Below are 16,009 nucleotides of genomic sequence, written 5' to 3'. Positions count from 1 at the left end.
TTAGCGGCTGCTGTTGGCTGGGGTCGTTGCACCCGCTGCCGGCGAACCGGAATTCGGGGTGCGTGCACCGGAAGCATTCGCACCAGCGGCGGCTTGAGCACCTGCAGCGTTCGGCTGGGCAGCCGGGGCGCCTGCCTGCGCCGGAGCCTGGGCGGCGACCGGGGTCCATGGCACCGGCTTGACCGGGGTACCTGGCGGCAGCATCTGCAGCTTCTGGAAGCCGTCGACCATGACGTTTTCGCCTTCTTTCAGGCCGTCGGTGACGATCCAGCTCTCGCCTTGCTGCGACGCGATCTTGACCGTGCGAGGCACCGGCTTGTTGTCGGCGCCGATGACCATCACGGTATCGCCGTTCTGGCCGCCACGGGTGACCGCTTGCTGCGGCACCAGGATGCCGCGCGTTTCCGACTGCGACAGGCGCACGCGTGCGTACTGGCCTGGCAGCAGGGCGTTGTCCGGATTGTCGATGGCAGCGCGCAGCGTGACCTGGCCGCTCGTTTCATCGACAGTCACGTCCGAGAACAGCAGCTTGCCTTTGCGTGGCAGCACGGTACCGTCGTCGAGCACGACCGTGACCGGCAGCTCGGCATCGATCCTGCCGCCAGCCTGCTTGCGCAGGCGCTGCAGGTCGTTCGCCGACTGGGTGATGTTCAGGTACATGCGGTCGGTCTGCTGGATCAGGGCCAGCTCGGTCGACTGGGTTGCCGAGACCAGCGCACCTTCGGTGACCAGCGAACGGCCGATGCGGCCGGAAATCGGTGCGTTGACGTTGGTGTAGCCGAGATTGATCTGTGCCACGCGGACCTGCGCACGGGCGGCGGCCACTTCGGCCTCACCCTGGCGTTGCGCCGCAACGGCGTTGTCGAATTCCTGCTTGCTGACAGCAGCGGCTTCGACCAGCGGCTTGTAGCGATCGGCAATCGACTTGGCTGCGACCAGGTTGGCCTGGGCGCGTGCCAGGTCAGCCTGGGCGGAAGCGACCTGGGCCTGGTACGGCGCAGCGTCGATCTGATACAGCGCCTGGCCCTGCTTGACCATGCTGCCCTCGGTGAACAGGCGTTTCTGGACATTGCCATCGACGCGGGCACGAACCTGGGCGGTGCGGATTGCCTCGACGCGGGCTGGCAGCTCGGTCTGCAATGCGACGGTTTCGATCTTGGTGGTGATGACACCGGCCTGGACGGCTGGAGCTTGCTGGCCGCCAGGGGCGGCGCCAGCTGGGGCTGCATCTTTCTTGCCGCAGGCGGACAACAGAACCAGGGCTGCCAGAGTGGCGGCAGCGACCCGGGTCAGGGACGGGGACGAGGATTGGGCAGGGCGCATTACGTGTGCTTCCTTCTAGTTAGTAACGCGTCGATGTCACGCGCCCGTCATGCAAAGATGGCGGAGGGTGATATCAACACTGGCTTTTGCAAATAGTTTTATATACTATCACGACTGTATGTAAAATGTTTTGCCCCCTTGGAATTTTGGAGTATCCCCCGAATATGGTCCGCAGGACGAAAGAAGAAGCCGCCGCAACACGCGACAGCATCCTTGACGCAGCAGAAATTTTGTTCGCAAAACATGGCGTTTCAAGAACGACTTTACAGCATATCGCTACCGCGGCGGGCGTGACGCGCGGTGCGATTTATTGGCATTTTGTCGACAAGGGCGCCGTGTTCAGCGCCATGATGCAACGCGCCACGATGCCGATGGATGCCGCCGTGAAGCTGGCAGGCGAACGCGCGGACACCGATCCGCTGCAAAGCCTGCGCAACGAAATGCTGGCCGTGCTGCAGATCGTGGAAGGCGACGAAAAGGCACGCCGCGTGTTCGAGATCGCCACGCTCAAGACCGAATTTACCGACGAGGTCGATTCGGCGCGCGCGCACAAGCGCGAATCGGTGGCGCGCTGGCGCGGCCGGCTGCAGGAGCAGTTCACGCAGGCCATGGCCGACGGCACATTGCCGGCCACAGTCGATCCGCGCAAGGCATCAATGTCGGTCTGGGTGATGCTCGACGGCCTGATCCGTAACTGGATTTTCGAGCCGGGCGCATTCGAGCTGGTCGACCTGGGCGCCGATCTGATCGATACGTACATGGCAGGCTTGCGCGCACGCTGAACCCCGGCTTTAAACATGTAAAGCCGAGAAAAAGCCGGGGTCAGGTCTGACATTCGGACACGATCTCGACAGTCGATCAAAAAAAGAGGGGGTCAGGTCTGACATTTGGACACGATCTCGACAGTCGGGGAGCCGGGATTAGCTAACACCGAGACATGTTAGTACTGGGCACGACACCGTTAATAGTAGCCAAGGCTGAGGTCGTGTCCGAATGTCAGACCTGACCCCGGCTGTGTGCTCCTGGCTGTGAGACGTTTGTTTGTACAGATGTAAAACAACAAAAAACCCGGCCGCAGCCGGGTTTGTGGTTTGCGCAACGGGTGTGCTTAACGCATGCCTTCGATCATCACCTTCAGCTTGATCGAATCGGCCACGAACGAGCGGATGCCTTCGGCCAGCTTTTCGGTCGCCATGGCATCTTCATTGAGCATGAAGCGGAACGTCTTTTCGTCGATCGCGATCTTCTCGATATCGGCGCTGTCGTCCTTGACCAGCTTGCGCTCGAACGGCGCGTCGCTGTCTGCCAGCTTTTGCAGCAGGTCCGGCGAGATCGTGAGCAGGTCGCAACCGGCCAGCTCCAGGATCTGCGACGTGTTGCGGAAGCTCGCGCCCATCACTTCGGTGGCGTAGCCGAATTTGCGGTAGTACTGGTAGATGCCCTTGACCGACTGCACGCCCGGATCGTCGGCGCCCTGGTAATCGGTGCCGGTCGACTTCTTGTACCAGTCGTAGATGCGGCCGACGAATGGCGAAATCAGCTTGACGCCCGCTTCGGCGCAGGCCACCGCCTGGCACAACGAGAACAGCAGCGTCAGGTTGCAGTGGATGCCGTCTTTTTCCAGGATCTCGGCGGCGCGGATGCCTTCCCAGGTCGAGGCGATCTTGATCAGCACGCGCTCGCGCGACACGCCGGCCGCTTCGTACAGGGCGATCAGTTCGCGGCCCTTGGCGACCGTGGCCTCGGTGTCGAACGACAGCGCAGCATCGATTTCGGTCGACACGCGGCCCGGCACGAACTTGAGGATTTCCACGCCGAAGGCGATCAACAGGCTGTCGATGATGCCGTCGATCGACGCGTCGGGCGCGTTGGCGATGGCTTTTTCGAGCAGCGGACGGTATTCCGGCTTTTGCACGGCCTTCAGGATCAGCGACGGGTTGGTGGTCGCGTCCTGCGGCGTGTACGCCTTGATCGACTGGAAGTCGCCAGTATCGGCAACGACGGTGGTGAATTGCTTGAGCTGTTCGAGTTGGTTCATGGTGGTCTCTTGAATGTTCTTAGAAATCGGTACCGGCGACAAACGCGGCCAGCATGGCTTCCAGGCCGGCGCGGTCTTCGTCGCTGAAGCGCTCGAGCTTCGGGCTGTCGATATCGAACACGCCGATCAGCCGGTCGTCCTTGAGCACCGGGATCACGATCTCGGAGGCCGACGCCGAATCGCAGGCGATATGGCCCGGGAACGCATGCACGTCGGCGACCACGATGGTTTCGCGTTTGACGGCTGTGGCGCCGCACACACCGCGCCCGAACGGGATGCGCGCACAGGCGGGCTTGCCCTGGAACGGGCCGACCAGCAGATCGTTACCTTCGCCTTTTTTGGACGGCACGGTGAAGTAGAAGCCAGCCCAGTTCAGGTCGGCGATGGTGTCGTAGACGAGGGCCGAGAACTGCGACGCATTGGCCGTCAGGTCGCGTTCACCTTCGAGGATGCTTGTGACCTGGCGTACCAGCAGGTCGTAATCGGGGCGGTCGCTGCGTTCTGGATTGATGTGCATGGCGTTGCCATTTGGCGGTCAATAAAAAAACTATTTTAGCCGATGAACGAATCGAACTGCATGTCGAACTCCTGCAGCGCCTTCTGGGCGTTCTGCATTTTCTTGCGAAACTCCGGCCCGCGCCGCAGCGCCAGGCCCACCGCCAGCACGTCGATCACGACCAGATAGGCCAGGCGCGCCGAGATCGGCGTGTACGGGTCGGTCGCAAACACCAGGTCGATCGGGATCAGGAGCGTGGCCATCTCGGCCAGCGGCGTGCCCGATGGCGCCAGCACGATGACCTGCGCGCCGCCCGCCTTGGCCAGTTTGGCCGAACGGGTCAGCGCAGGGTTGTTGCCGCGTTGCGAAATGGCGACCACCGCATCGCCTTCGCGCAGCAGGGCCGCGGCGATCGAGTGGATCGCCGGGTCGGTGTAGGCCACCGTCGGCACGCCCGAGCGGAAGAACTTGTGCTGCGCGTCGGCCGCCACGAAGCCGGACGTGCCCTGGCCGTAGAACTCGATCTTGTTGGCGCGCGCGAGGATCTCAAGGGCCTGCTGGACCAGCTCCGGCTTGAGATTGTTGCGCAGGTCGAGCAGCGTGTTGATCGAGCGGCTGCAGATCTTGTTGATCAGGTCCGACGCCAGATCGTCCTGGTGCGGCGCCTCGTTGGCGCCGGGCAGGGCCAGCGCCAGACCTTGCGCCAGTTTCAGCTTGAACTCGTGCCAGCCGTCGTAGCCCAGCGTGCGGCAAAAGCGCACGACGGTCGGTTCCGACACGCCCGCGTTGCGCGCCAGCGCCGTGATGTTCTGGCTCACGGTGCCCGATGGCGCCGCCAGCACCGCGAGCGCCACCTTGCGCTCCGATTTGGAGAGCGTGTCGAGCTGGGTGCGGATCGAGTCGAGCAGCATTGGTCAGCCTCAGTCTTCGGGCAGCGATTCTTCGCGCCACTGCAAGCCGTCGCGCCCGATCAGGGCACTGGCCGCAGCCGGCCCCCAGGTGCCGGACGTGTACGGGGCGGGCGAGCTGTCGTCCTGTTCCCAGTGTTCCAGGATCGGCTCGACCCATTCCCACGCCGCTTCCAGCTCGTCGCCGCGCATGAACAGTGTCAGCTGGCCGCGCAGCACGTCGAGCAGCAGACGCTCGTACGCTTCCATGCGCGGCGACGTGAACTGCTCGCGGAAATCGAGTTCGAGTTCGGCCTGTTTCAGGCGCATCGAATCGCCCGGCGTCTTGGCCATCAGGTTCATCGACAGCCCTTCGTCGGGCTGCAGGCGGATCACCAGGCTGTTGGGCTGGAAGCTCGATGTCGGCTGGTTGAAGATCGAATGCGGGATCGGCTTGAAGCGCACAACGATTTCGGCCAGGCGGTCGGACATGCGCTTGCCGGTGCGCAGATAGAACGGCACGCCGGCCCAGCGCCAGGTGTCGATTTCGGCCTTCATCGCCACGAAGGTCTCGGTGCGCGAACTCTTCGGCGCATCCGGTTCGTCGCGGTAGCCGGGCACCGGTTGGCCATCGATATAGCCCGAGCGGTACTGGCCGCGCACGATATTGTGCGTCAGCGTCGTCGGCGTGAAACGCTTCAATGAGCGCAGCACCTGCAGCTTGGCGTCGCGCACGGCGTCCGGCGCGATCGATGCCGGCGGCTCCATCGCCACGATGCACAGCAGTTGCAGCAAGTGGTTCTGCAGCATGTCGCGCAGCGCGCCCGAGTTGTCGTAGTAGCCCATGCGGTTGCCCACGCCGATCTTCTCGGCGATGGTGATCTGCACGTCCGAAATCCATTCGCGGCGCCACAGCGGCTCGAACAGGATGTTCCCAAAGCGCAGGGCCAGCAGGTTCTGCACGGTCTCCTTGCCCAGGTAGTGGTCGATGCGGTAGATCTGCGACTCGGCGAAGACCTTGCCCACGTCCAGATTGATCTGCTTGGCCGAGGCCAGGTCGCGGCCCAGCGGTTTTTCGAGCACCACGCGCGAATTGGGCGTGGCCAGGCCCGTGGCGGCCAGGTTGTCGCAGATCTTGGCGAAGATCTGTGGCGGCGTAGCGAGGTAGTACACGCGTGTGAGCGATTCATCGGCGCGCAGGGCGGCGACCAGGTCGCCGTAGGTACTGGCATCGGTGGCGTTCAGGGCGACATAGGTAATGCGGCCGATGAACTTGTCCCAATTGGCGCCCGACGGCGCTTCCTTGATGTGCGGCTTCGAGTTGGTCTCGACCATGTGCAGGAATTCTTCCTGCGTGGCGTCGTCGCGCCCGACGCAGATGATGCGGGCGCTGGCCGGCAGGTCGCCGGCCACATCGCGCGCGAACATGGCAGGCAACAGCTTGCGCATCGCAAGGTCGCCACTGCCGCCAAAGAATACGAGGTCGAAATCGGGAATCGCCATGATGAGCTGGGTACGTGAAGAGAATGAAAACAGGAAGGGACTGCATGTAAATTTACTACATAAACTAGCACCTTACAAGAAAATCTACTACGAAAGGCAAGCGCAACAGTTTATGTTGACATAGTTGGGGACGCACCGGCGCGCCCCAAGTGGTGGGAATGCGACGACCAGACATTGGAACATGACAGGGCAGTGGATCAGGACTATAGTTTCCACACGTAAATATCGCAGCCATGCGAGCTGCGAAGACGAGGGAGACATGATGGGCTGGATGCAACATCTGGGACGGGCACTGTGGCCGTTCGGTGATCGGGCCGTGGGTGGCAGCATGCGCGCGCTGGTGGTCAAGGCGCGCGATGGCAGCATCCGCACGGCGATCAACGCTGCGCGCCTGCGCAAGGAAGTCGACCAGGCCCAGGCCCAGGCCGCGCGCCAGCACCAGGCGGCCGGCGCGCTGGCCGTCGCGGCGCGCGAAGTCACCGACCTGTCGGCCGATGTCAACGCCGGTACGCTGCGCATCGCCGACACCGCCGCGCGCAACCTGCACACGGCGCGCGAGTCGATGGATGAACTGACGCGCCTCGAAGCGCGCATGCGCACCATCGAGGCGCAGGTGCACGGTTTTTCGGACACCGTCTCGCAACTGGTGGGACACCTGCACGAGATCGGTGAATTCGGCACCGTCATCGAAAACGTCGCCAACCAGACCAATCTGCTGGCAATCAATGCCGCGATCGAAGCGGCGCGCGCCGGCCCGGCCGGGCGCGGGTTTGCCGTGGTGGCATCCGAAGTGCGGCGCCTGTCGCAGGTGGTCAACGCCGAAGCGGTGAAGATCGCGACCGCCAGCAGTGCAATGCGCGGGCTGGTGGCATCGACCTCCAGCGCGACGGCCAATATTCTCGATGGCGTGAACGTCTCGGCGCGCGAGGCCGGCAGCGCGGCGAGCCACCTGACGACATTTGTGGCGGATTTTGAGCGCATGACCGCGACCGTGGACCAGATGGCGCTGGCGATGCAGTCGCTCGACGGCGTCAACCAGCAGATCGGGGCGCGCGTCGGCGAAGTGGCGAGCAATGCGTCCGGTGCGGCGGCGACGATGCAGGATGCGTCGCGCCGGGTCGACGAGGTGCGGCTGGCAACCGAGGAGCTGCAGGGCGTGCTGGCGGGTTTCCGCACCGGCGGCACGCCGTTCGACGCGCTGGTCGATGCCACCACCGTGCTGCGCGACGAGGTACTGGCGTGCCTGAAGCGCCACGCCGAGGCCGGCGCCAACGTGTTCGACCAGCATTACCAGCCGATTGCGCAGTCCGATCCGCCGCGCTTTACTACGTCGTACGACCGCATCGTCGAGCGCGACCTGCAAATCCTGTTCGACCGCGTGCTGACCGATTTGCCGGGCGCCGCCTATGCGCTGGCCGTGGACAACCGCGGCTTTGCGCCGACCCACAACACCAAGTTTTCGCGCCCGCCCAACGGGCAGCGAGAGCACGACCTGGTGTATTGCCGCAACAAGCGGATCTTCGACGATCCGGTGGGCATCCGGCTGGCGAAGAACCGCGAGCCGTTCCTGCTGCAGACCTATCTGCGCGATACGGGCGAGGTGATCAACGATCTGTCGATGCCCATCGTACTCGACGGGAAGCACTGGGGCGCGGTGCGGATCGGCTACGATTCGGCCCGGATGATGGGCTGATCGGGACGCCTGCTGCTATCTGCCGGTTCCCGATATAAGCATAGGCAAAATCGATATTGGCAACGCAATTGGAGGCCTGTTAAGCTTCGCGTCCCTTCGGCGGTCGAGGTACCGCCGTCACCGACCAGAAGAAGAGAAGCCCCCATGAGCTGCAAGCACCATCACGCCAACCCGCATCGCGCGGTCCTGATCCTGAGCCTGATCGCGACCCTGGCCCCGACCGCCGCGCTGGCCCAGGATACGCCGCCACCGGCGCCGGCCGCCCAGGACGTGCAGACGATCGTCGTCACCGGCACCCGTTCACTGAACCGCCGCACGCTCGACTCGGAGTCGCCCGTCGACGTCATCGGCAACAAGGAACTGCTCAGCACCGGCTCGGGCGAGCTGGCCACCGTGCTTTCGCGCCTGCTGCCATCGATGAATTTCCCCCGTCCGAGCGGCGCTGACGCCAGCGACGCGGTGCGTCCGGCGCAACTGCGCGGCCTGTCGCCGGACCAGACGCTGGTGCTGGTCAACGGCAAGCGCCGCCACACGTCGGCCGTCGTCAACGTCAACGGCACGCTGGGTCGCGGCTCGGCCCCGGTCGACCTGAATGCGATTCCGCTGGCGGCGATCGAGCGCATCGAAGTGCTGCGCGACGGCGCCGCAGCCCAATACGGCTCGGACGCCATCGCCGGTGTGGTCAACATCATCTTGAAGCGCGGCGCCAAGGGCGGCGAAGCGGAAGTGGTGTATGGCCAGTATGACGCCGGCGACGGCGAGCAGGGCACCGTGCGCGGCTCGGCGGGCTTCAACCTGGGCCAGGATGGCTGGGTGCGCATCGCCGTCGAAGCGGCCGAGCGCAACGCCACCAATCGCTCGTTTGCCGACCCGCGCCCGTCCGCCGGCCCACGCCAGGGCCTGATCACCCAGCGCTACGGCGACCCTGACAGCCGTCCGCGCACGCTGTTCGTCAACAGCGAAGTGCGCATCAACGACGACGTCGACTGGTACGCCTTTGCGAGCTACGGCGAGCGCGACACCTCGTCGGCGGCGACCTTCCGCACCGCGTTCACCGACAACAACCGCACCACGCTGCGCTCGCCGCTGTATCCGGAAGGCTTCCAGCCGCTGCTGGGCAGCACCTCGGTCGACGCCTCGATCGTGACGGGCCTGCGCGGCGTGGCCGCCGGCTGGCGCTGGGATGCGAGCCTGAACCATGGCCGCAACCGCTTCACGCTCGACGTCAACGACACGGTCAACTACAGCCTGGGCGCGGCCAGCCCGACCAGCTTCTATGCGGGCGAACTGACCTCGAAGCAGAGCCTGGCCAACCTGGACGTGGCGCGCGAGATTCCCGTGTCGTTCATGAGCGGTCCGCTGACGGTGGCGCTGGGCCTGGAAGCGCGCCATGAATCCTACGAAATCGGCGCAGGCGAAGCCGGTTCGTACTTCGGTTCCGGCGCGCAGGGCTATTCGGGCTTCCGCCCCGAGAATGCAGGCGAAAACAGCCGCAACAACAAGTCGGTATATCTGAACCTGGAAGGCGACATCACGAGCGCACTGTCGGGCGCCCTGGCGCTGCGCCATGAACGCTACAGCGATTTCGGCAGCACGAACTCGGCCAAGGCATCGGCGCGCTATGCGTTCACGCCGACCTTCGCGCTTCGCGGTACGGCCTCGAACGGTTTCCGCGCGCCGTCGCTGGCCCAGTCGTTCTACACGATCACCACCACCAACACGCTGCTCGTGAACGGCGCCAGCGCGCTGGTGGAGACGGGCACGTTCCCGGTCGGCAGCGCCGCCGCCCGTGCACTGGGCGCGCAGCCGCTCAAGGCCGAGAAGGCGCGCAACCTGAGCATCGGTGCGCAGTGGCAGCCAACGCGCAACTGGACCACGACGGTCGATTTGTACCGCATCGATATCGACGACCGCATCGTGTTCTCGTCGAACCTGCAACTGGCCAATGCGCCGGCGCTGTCACGCGCGCTCGCGGCCCAGGGTGTGTTCGTCGGCGCGGCGCGCTACTTCACCAACGCGGTCGACACGCGCACCAAGGGCGTCGACGTGGTCAGCACGTACCGCCTGAATTTCGCCCAAGGCGCACGCGCCGACCTGACGCTGGCCTACAACCATAACGACAACGAGGTGCAGGGTGTGGCGGCGTCGCCAGCGGTGCTGTCGGGGCAGGGACTGTCGCTGGTGGACCGCCAGAGCATCAACCGCCTGACCGTCGGCTCGCCGAAGGACAAGCTTGGCCTGACGGGTGACTTTACCCAGGGTGCGTGGAATGGCCGCGCCGTGGTGACGCGTTACGGCGAATTCACGGTGCCGCAGAACGATCCGGCGCTGGACCAGAACTACGACCCGCAGTGGGTACTCGATCTGGCAGCGAGCGTGCGCCTGAACCAGTGGCGCCTGACGGCCGGCATCGACAACGTGACCAACCGCTATCCAGCGCAGGTCACGTCGCGGGCCAACCTGAACGTGAACGGCACCCAGCCGTACAGCGTGTGGGCGCCGAACGGCTTCAATGGCCGCTACTTCTATGTGAAGGCCGGCTACACCTGGTAAGCAGGTGCGGGCCCGGGTTCAGCGCGACCCGGGCTTCAGATCGCGCTCCGGGTTCAGATCGCGTACTCGGGCTCTTCGCGGCCCGCGACATCGAGCCGCACCGACAGCACCTTGCCGGTGTGCGGATACTGCGCGATCTCTTCGCTGGACCGACCCTGGCTGGCGCTGGTGATGTACAGCGTGCGCAGGTCGGGCCCGCCGAAGCAGACCGACGTCGGGCAGCGCACCGGCAGCTTAATCTCGCGCAGGATCTCGCCGTTTGGCGAAATGCGCAGCACACGCCCGCCTTCGAACATCGCGACCCAGTACATGCCTTCAGAGTCGATCGTCGCGCCATCGGGCCGGCCGCCGTAGTCCGGCGCCGTTTTATCGGTCGGGAAGGTGAGGATCGTGCGGCGGTTGCTGTGCTCACCGGTGGCCACATCGAAGTCGTAGCAGTCGATGCGGTGCGTGGTGGTATCGGCATGGAACATCGTGCGGCCATCCAGGCTCCAGGCCAGGCCGTTCGAATTGGTCATGCCGCCGCGCCAGGCGCAGCGCAGGTTGTCGCGCGCGAGCACGTACATCTCGGCGGCCGGCTGGTCGCGCGGCTCGTACATGGTGCCGATCCAGAAGCGGCCCGCCGGGTCGACGCGGCCGTCGTTGAAGCGCACCTTCGACGTATCGTAGGGCGCATCGGCGATCGGGGTTTCCGCACCGTCGGTCGTGTTCAGGCGCAGCAGGCGCTCGCGCGTGGCCACGACCAGAAAATTGTTGTCGTCGATGGCCAGCGCGGACGGGTTCGACCCCATCTTCCATGAGCTGAATTTGCCGCTGGCCGCATGCAGGCGGTTGACGGTCAGGCCTTCGATGTCGACCCAGTACAGGGCCGACTCGACTTCGTGCCAGATCGCCGATTCGCCCACCAGCATCGGCGCATCGTGTACCACTTCAAATTTTTCGGTTGCCATAGTCTTGGCCTCAAAAGTTCGGGATCAGGCGTAGGGTGGACGGCTATGCCGTCCACGCGTTCAAATGAATCCGATTTTGTGGCGTGCCAAAGATCGTTGAACGCGTGGACGGGGAACCCGTCCACCCTACCAGGAGTACGATCAGACGGCGGCTTTCGCGCGCGCGATCAGGCCGTTGGTGGAACTGTCGTGCAGGCCCGGCGCCGGCTCACCCGCCAGCTCGGCCTCGATCTTCTTGGCCAATACCTTGCCCAGCTCGACGCCCCACTGATCAAAACTGTTCACGTCCCACAGCACGCCCTGGACGAACGTCTTGTGCTCGTACAGCGCGATCAGGGCGCCCAGCGTGGTGGGCGTCAGGCGCTCCATCAGGATCGTGTTGCTCGGGCGGTTGCCGGGGAAGGTCTTGTGCGGCGTGAGGCGCTCGACTTCGTCCGCCGGCAAGCCTTGCGCCGTCAGGTCGGCGCGCACTTCGTCGGCGGTCTTGCCCTTCATGAAGGCTTCCGACTGCGCGAAGCAGTTCGCCAGCAGGGCAGTGTGGTGGTGGTCCATCTCGTGCGCCGGGCGCAGGGCAGCGATGAAATCCATCGGTGTCACGTCGGTGCCCTGGTGTAGCAGCTGGAAGTAGGCGTGCTGGCCGTTGGTGCCGCACTCGCCCCAGATTGCCGGGCAGGTTGGCGTGTCGACTGGCTGGCCGTCGCGCGTGACGCGCTTGCCGTTGCTTTCCATGTCGAGCTGCTGCAGATAGGCCGGGAAGCGGTTCAGGTCCTGGTGGTACGGCGCGATCGAGACCGAGCTGCACTCGAGGAACTGGCGGTTCCAGAAGCCGATCAGGCCCAGCAGCGCCGGCAGGTTCTGCTCGAGCGGCGCGCTGCGGAAGTGTTCATCCATGTCGTGGGCGCCGGCCAGGAAGTCCTTGAAGTAGCCGAAGCCCACGGCCAGCGCGACCGGCAGGCCGATCGCCGACCACACTGAATAACGCCCGCCAACCCAGTCCCAGAACGGGAACATATTGGCCGGGTCGATGCCGAAGGCCTTGATTGCTTCCGTATTGGTCGATGCGGCGACGAAGTGCTTCGCCAACGCCTCTTCAGAAGCGTGCGCCAGGAACCAGCGGCGCGCGGTCTGCGCGTTCATCATCGTCTCGGTGGTGGTGAAGGTCTTGGAGGCGACGATGAAGAGCGTCGTTTCGGGATCGACCTGGCCCAGGGCGGCGTCCATGTCGTGGCCGTCGACGTTCGAGACGAAATGCATGCGCAGGCGCGGATGCGCATAGTGGCGCAGGGCCAGCACGACCATCTTCGGGCCAAGATCCGAGCCGCCGATGCCGATGTTGACGATGTCCGTGATCGGCTTGCCGGTGTGACCCAGCCATTCGCCGCTGCGCACCGCATCGGTGAAGGTCTTGATGCGATCGAGCACGGCGTGGATGTCGGCGTTGATGTCCACGCCGTCGACGACATGCGACGCACCGCGCGGGGCGCGCAGGGCGGTGTGCAGCACGGCGCGGCCTTCGGTGTTGTTGATGCGCGCGCCCAGGAACATCGCATCGCGCCGCGCCTCGACGCCGCGCTCGCGCGCCAGCTGCATCAGCAGTTCAAGCGTGCGCCCGTCGAGGCGATTTTTTGAATAGTCTAGGAACAGGCCTGCAGCCTCGTCACTGAATCGCTCGAAGCGCTGCGGGTCGGCGGCAAACAGATCGCGCATCTGCCACGTGGTGGCGATGTCGGCGTGCTGGGCGAGGGCCTGGAAGCTGGCGGTACTGGTCAAGGATGGCTGGCGCATGGGGTCCGGGGTGCGTGGCACAATGTTGTCGTTAACAGATTATCGAATAATACAATTATCTGCGCGTAAATTCACTACATAAAAGCGCGTGTGCGCCGCTAAGACACCAACTACCGGCGCTTTTCGGAACGCGCCTTCACGCTCAGCCATACAGCATCGGGAGTCGCTGAAGAGCGCAGTGGTCCGATTTGTAGTAAAATTTCAGATACTAAATTCAGGAAGGAACGAACATGGCGCTCCACCCCGTAGTCGAACAGGTTACCAATCGCATCATCAAGCGCAGCGGCCCGTCGCGCGCTGCCTATCTGGCGCACCTCGAGGCCGCCCGCATCCAGGGCGTGCAGCGCGGCGCGCTGTCGTGCACGAACCTCGCCCACGGGTTCGCCGCGTTCCCGGCCAACGACAAACTGAAGCTGCGTGAAGTCAAGCAGCCGTCGGTGGCCATCGTTTCTTCCTACAACGACATGCTGTCGGCGCACCAGCCGTTCGAGGGCTATCCGAAGATCATCAAGGACGCCGTGCGCGAAATCGGCGCCGTGGCCCAGTTTGCCGGCGGCGTGCCCGCCATGTGCGATGGCGTCACGCAGGGCCAGCCGGGCATGGAACTGTCGCTGTTCTCGCGCGACACCATCGCCATGGCCACCGCCGTCGGCCTGTCGCACAATATGTTTGACGCCAGCCTGTACCTGGGCATCTGCGACAAGATCGTGCCGGGCCTCCTGATCGGCGCGCTGCACTTCGGCCACATCCCGGGCATCTTCGTGCCGGGCGGCCCGATGACGTCGGGCCTGTCGAACAAAGAGAAGGCGCGTGTGCGCCAGCTCTACGCGCAGGGCAAGGCCACGCGCGAAGAACTGATGGAATGCGAAGCCGCGTCGTACCACGACGCCGGCACCTGTACCTTCTACGGCACCGCCAACAGCAACCAGATGCTGATGGAAGTCATGGGCCTGCACTTGCCGGGCGCCGCGTTCATCACGCCGTGCACCGAACTGCGCGATGCGCTGACCAAAAGCGCAGCGCGCCAGGCAGTGGCGATTTCGCAGCAGGGTGGCACCTATATGCCGATCGGTCGCATCGTCGACGAGAAATGCATCGTCAACGCCATCGCCGCGCTGCATGCCACGGGTGGCTCGACCAACCACACGCTGCACCTGGTGGCAATCGCGCGCGCGGCCGGCATCGTGATCGACTGGGACGACTTCGACCAGCTGTCGAAGGTCGTGCCGCTGCTCACGCGCATCTACCCGAACGGCGAAGCGGACGTGAACCACTTCCAGGCCGCCGGCGGCCCGGGCTTCATCATCCGCGAACTGCTGGATGCTGGCCTGGCGCACGAAGACGTCAATACGGTGCTGGGCCATGGCCTGCGCGCCCACTGCAAGGAGCCGTTCCTGGGCGAAGATGGCAAGACCATCTGGCGCGACACGCCGGCCCAGAGCGGCGACGAAACCGTGCTGCGCCCGGCATCGAACCCGTTCAGCCCCAACGGCGGCATGGTGCTGGTGCAGGGTAACCTGGGCCGCGCCGTGATGAAGATCTCGGCCGTCAAGCACGACTACCACGTGATCGAAGCGCCAGCAATCACGTTCGATTCGCAGGAAGATTTCATGGGCGCCTACAAGGCCGGCCAGCTCAATCGCGATTTCGTGGCGGTGGTGCGCTTCCAGGGCCCGCGCGCCAACGGCATGCCGGAACTGCACGCGCTGACGCCAGCGCTGTCGAACCTGCAGGATGCCGGCTTCAAGGTGGCGATGGTCACCGACGGCCGCATGTCGGGCGCGTCGGGCAAGGTCCCTGCGGCGATCCACGTGTCGCCTGAAATCCTGGCCGGCGGCCCGCTGGGCCTCGTGCGCGACGGCGACATCATCCGCGTCGACGCCACCACCGGCACGCTGCAGGCGCTGGTGCCGGCCGACGAATGGGCTGCGCGCAAGCAGGCCACGACCGACCTGAGCAAGAGCCACATCGGCATGGGCCGCGAACTGTTTACGATGTTCCGCGCCTCGATCAGCGCCGCGGAGCAGGGCGCGGCGACGTTCCCGCTGCCGTCGCCGATCCCCACCATCGTGCCGCTGCACGAAGGCCTGGACGCCAATGAGGTCGTGCCGGGTTCAGACGAAGACTTTCTCTTTAGGACGCAGAAATGACCTTACTTGAAATTATGCGCTCGGCGAGCGTGATCCCTGTCATCGCCATCGACGATCCGGCCCACGCCGTGCCATTGGCGAAGGCGCTCGTCGCCGGCGGCATCCGCGTGCTCGAAGTCACGCTGCGCACGGAACACGGCCTGGGCGCGATCCGCGCCATGAGCGAAGTTGAAGGCGCCATCGTCGGCGTCGGCACCCTGACGTCGCCCGAAGAATTCGTCGCCTCGCGCGACGCCGGCGCCGTGTTCGGCGTATCGCCAGGCCTGACGCCAGCGCTGATCGCCGCTGCCAAGTCGAGTGGCCTGCCGCTGCTGCCAGGCGTGATGACCCCATCCGAAGTGATGGCCGCGCGCGAAGCGGGCTTCCGCCAGGTCAAGCTGTTCCCGGCCATGCAGGCAGGCGGCGTGGGCATGCTCAATGCGATCCGCGGCCCGCTGTCGGACATGACGTTCTGCCCGACCGGCGGCATCACGATCGAGACCGCACCGGCCTTCCTGGCCTGCAAGAACGTCGCCTGCGTCGGCGGTTCGTGGCTCACGCCGAAGGACGCGATCGAGGCCGGCGACTGGGCCCACATCACCGCGCTGGCCAAAGCCGCCGCGGCGCTGCGCGCCAGCTGACTGGCGGCGGG

General features: G+C 64.9%; 12 protein-coding genes. 5 read left to right on the top strand and 7 right to left on the bottom strand.

The features are described 5' to 3' along the window. A complete protein-coding gene (locus AC56LV_RS11630) occupies nucleotides 1–1,323 on the bottom strand; it encodes an efflux RND transporter periplasmic adaptor subunit (RefSeq protein WP_499557773.1) in 1,323 nt (440 codons plus the stop codon). Nucleotides 1,324–1,448: 125 nt separating this feature from the next. Here AC56LV_RS11630 and AC56LV_RS11625 point away from each other — a divergent pair, with 125 nt between their 5' ends. Further along, entirely contained in the window at nucleotides 1,449–2,105 is a 657-nt protein-coding gene (locus tag AC56LV_RS11625) for a TetR family transcriptional regulator (RefSeq protein WP_499557771.1), read from the top strand. 326 nt (nucleotides 2,106–2,431) lie between these two features. Here AC56LV_RS11625 and tal read toward each other — a convergent pair whose 3' ends face one another. From tal to zwf, 4 genes are read right to left on the bottom strand one after another with little or no spacing between them, the layout of a single operon-like run. Next, complete coding sequence (gene tal, locus AC56LV_RS11620; protein WP_499557769.1) at nucleotides 2,432–3,361, bottom strand: transaldolase; 930 nt, start codon at nucleotides 3,359–3,361, stop codon at nucleotides 2,432–2,434. A 19-nt stretch (nucleotides 3,362–3,380) separates the two neighbouring features. Further along, nucleotides 3,381–3,878, bottom strand: a complete 498-nt coding sequence (locus tag AC56LV_RS11615) for a free L-methionine (R)-S-oxide reductase MsrC (RefSeq protein WP_332531379.1) — start codon at nucleotides 3,876–3,878, stop codon at nucleotides 3,381–3,383. A 35-nt stretch (nucleotides 3,879–3,913) separates the two neighbouring features. Further along, the gene (locus AC56LV_RS11610) at nucleotides 3,914–4,768 is read right to left on the bottom strand and encodes an SIS domain-containing protein (RefSeq protein WP_183555662.1); all 855 of its coding nucleotides are present in this window, start codon (nucleotides 4,766–4,768) and stop codon (nucleotides 3,914–3,916) included. A 9-nt stretch (nucleotides 4,769–4,777) separates the two neighbouring features. Beyond that, a complete protein-coding gene (gene zwf / locus AC56LV_RS11605) occupies nucleotides 4,778–6,247 on the bottom strand; it encodes a glucose-6-phosphate dehydrogenase (RefSeq protein WP_499557767.1) in 1,470 nt (489 codons plus the stop codon). A gap of 259 nt (nucleotides 6,248–6,506) precedes the next feature. On the opposite strand from zwf, the gene AC56LV_RS11600 reads away from it, so the two are divergent. After that, on the top strand, nucleotides 6,507–7,940 hold the full coding sequence (locus AC56LV_RS11600) for a methyl-accepting chemotaxis protein (RefSeq protein WP_499557765.1): 1,434 nt from the start codon (nucleotides 6,507–6,509) through the stop codon (nucleotides 7,938–7,940). A gap of 144 nt (nucleotides 7,941–8,084) precedes the next feature. Next, the gene (locus tag AC56LV_RS11595) at nucleotides 8,085–10,493 is read left to right on the top strand and encodes a TonB-dependent receptor plug domain-containing protein (protein ID WP_499557763.1); all 2,409 of its coding nucleotides are present in this window, start codon (nucleotides 8,085–8,087) and stop codon (nucleotides 10,491–10,493) included. Nucleotides 10,494–10,546: 53 nt separating this feature from the next. Here AC56LV_RS11595 and AC56LV_RS11590 read toward each other — a convergent pair whose 3' ends face one another. Both AC56LV_RS11590 and pgi read right to left on the bottom strand, forming a co-directional pair. Next, the gene (locus AC56LV_RS11590) at nucleotides 10,547–11,443 is read right to left on the bottom strand and encodes an SMP-30/gluconolactonase/LRE family protein (RefSeq protein ID WP_499557762.1); all 897 of its coding nucleotides are present in this window, start codon (nucleotides 11,441–11,443) and stop codon (nucleotides 10,547–10,549) included. Nucleotides 11,444–11,584: 141 nt separating this feature from the next. After that, entirely contained in the window at nucleotides 11,585–13,228 is a 1,644-nt protein-coding gene (gene pgi, locus AC56LV_RS11585; protein ID WP_499557760.1) for a glucose-6-phosphate isomerase, read from the bottom strand. A 230-nt stretch (nucleotides 13,229–13,458) separates the two neighbouring features. Here pgi and edd point away from each other — a divergent pair, with 230 nt between their 5' ends. After that, on the top strand, nucleotides 13,459–15,378 hold the full coding sequence (gene edd / locus AC56LV_RS11580; RefSeq protein WP_499557758.1) for a phosphogluconate dehydratase: 1,920 nt from the start codon (nucleotides 13,459–13,461) through the stop codon (nucleotides 15,376–15,378). Next, nucleotides 15,375–15,998, top strand: a complete 624-nt coding sequence (gene eda / locus AC56LV_RS11575) for a bifunctional 4-hydroxy-2-oxoglutarate aldolase/2-dehydro-3-deoxy-phosphogluconate aldolase (protein WP_183555656.1) — start codon at nucleotides 15,375–15,377, stop codon at nucleotides 15,996–15,998. The genes edd and eda overlap by 4 nt, the downstream gene beginning before the upstream one ends. Nucleotides 15,999–16,009: the final 11 nt, after the last annotated feature.

The sequence above is a fragment of the Telluria sp. RB2R28 genome, assembly GCF_059685835.1.
This window is presented reverse-complemented; position numbering and strand designations above follow the sequence as displayed.

Coding starts and splice junctions, on each gene's coding strand:
- AC56LV_RS11630 (WP_499557773.1), bottom strand. CDS start 1,323: ATGCGCCCTGCCCAATCCTCGTCCCCGTCCCTGACCCGGGTCGCTGCC.
- edd (WP_499557758.1), top strand. CDS start 13,459: ATGGCGCTCCACCCCGTAGTCGAACAGGTTACCAATCGCATCATCAAG.
- zwf (WP_499557767.1), bottom strand. CDS start 6,247: ATGGCGATTCCCGATTTCGACCTCGTATTCTTTGGCGGCAGTGGCGAC.
- pgi (WP_499557760.1), bottom strand. CDS start 13,228: ATGCGCCAGCCATCCTTGACCAGTACCGCCAGCTTCCAGGCCCTCGCC.
- AC56LV_RS11615 (WP_332531379.1), bottom strand. CDS start 3,878: ATGCACATCAATCCAGAACGCAGCGACCGCCCCGATTACGACCTGCTG.
- AC56LV_RS11600 (WP_499557765.1), top strand. CDS start 6,507: ATGATGGGCTGGATGCAACATCTGGGACGGGCACTGTGGCCGTTCGGT.
- tal (WP_499557769.1), bottom strand. CDS start 3,361: ATGAACCAACTCGAACAGCTCAAGCAATTCACCACCGTCGTTGCCGAT.
- AC56LV_RS11590 (WP_499557762.1), bottom strand. CDS start 11,443: ATGGCAACCGAAAAATTTGAAGTGGTACACGATGCGCCGATGCTGGTG.
- eda (WP_183555656.1), top strand. CDS start 15,375: ATGACCTTACTTGAAATTATGCGCTCGGCGAGCGTGATCCCTGTCATC.
- AC56LV_RS11625 (WP_499557771.1), top strand. CDS start 1,449: ATGTTTTGCCCCCTTGGAATTTTGGAGTATCCCCCGAATATGGTCCGC.
- AC56LV_RS11610 (WP_183555662.1), bottom strand. CDS start 4,768: ATGCTGCTCGACTCGATCCGCACCCAGCTCGACACGCTCTCCAAATCG.
- AC56LV_RS11595 (WP_499557763.1), top strand. CDS start 8,085: ATGAGCTGCAAGCACCATCACGCCAACCCGCATCGCGCGGTCCTGATC.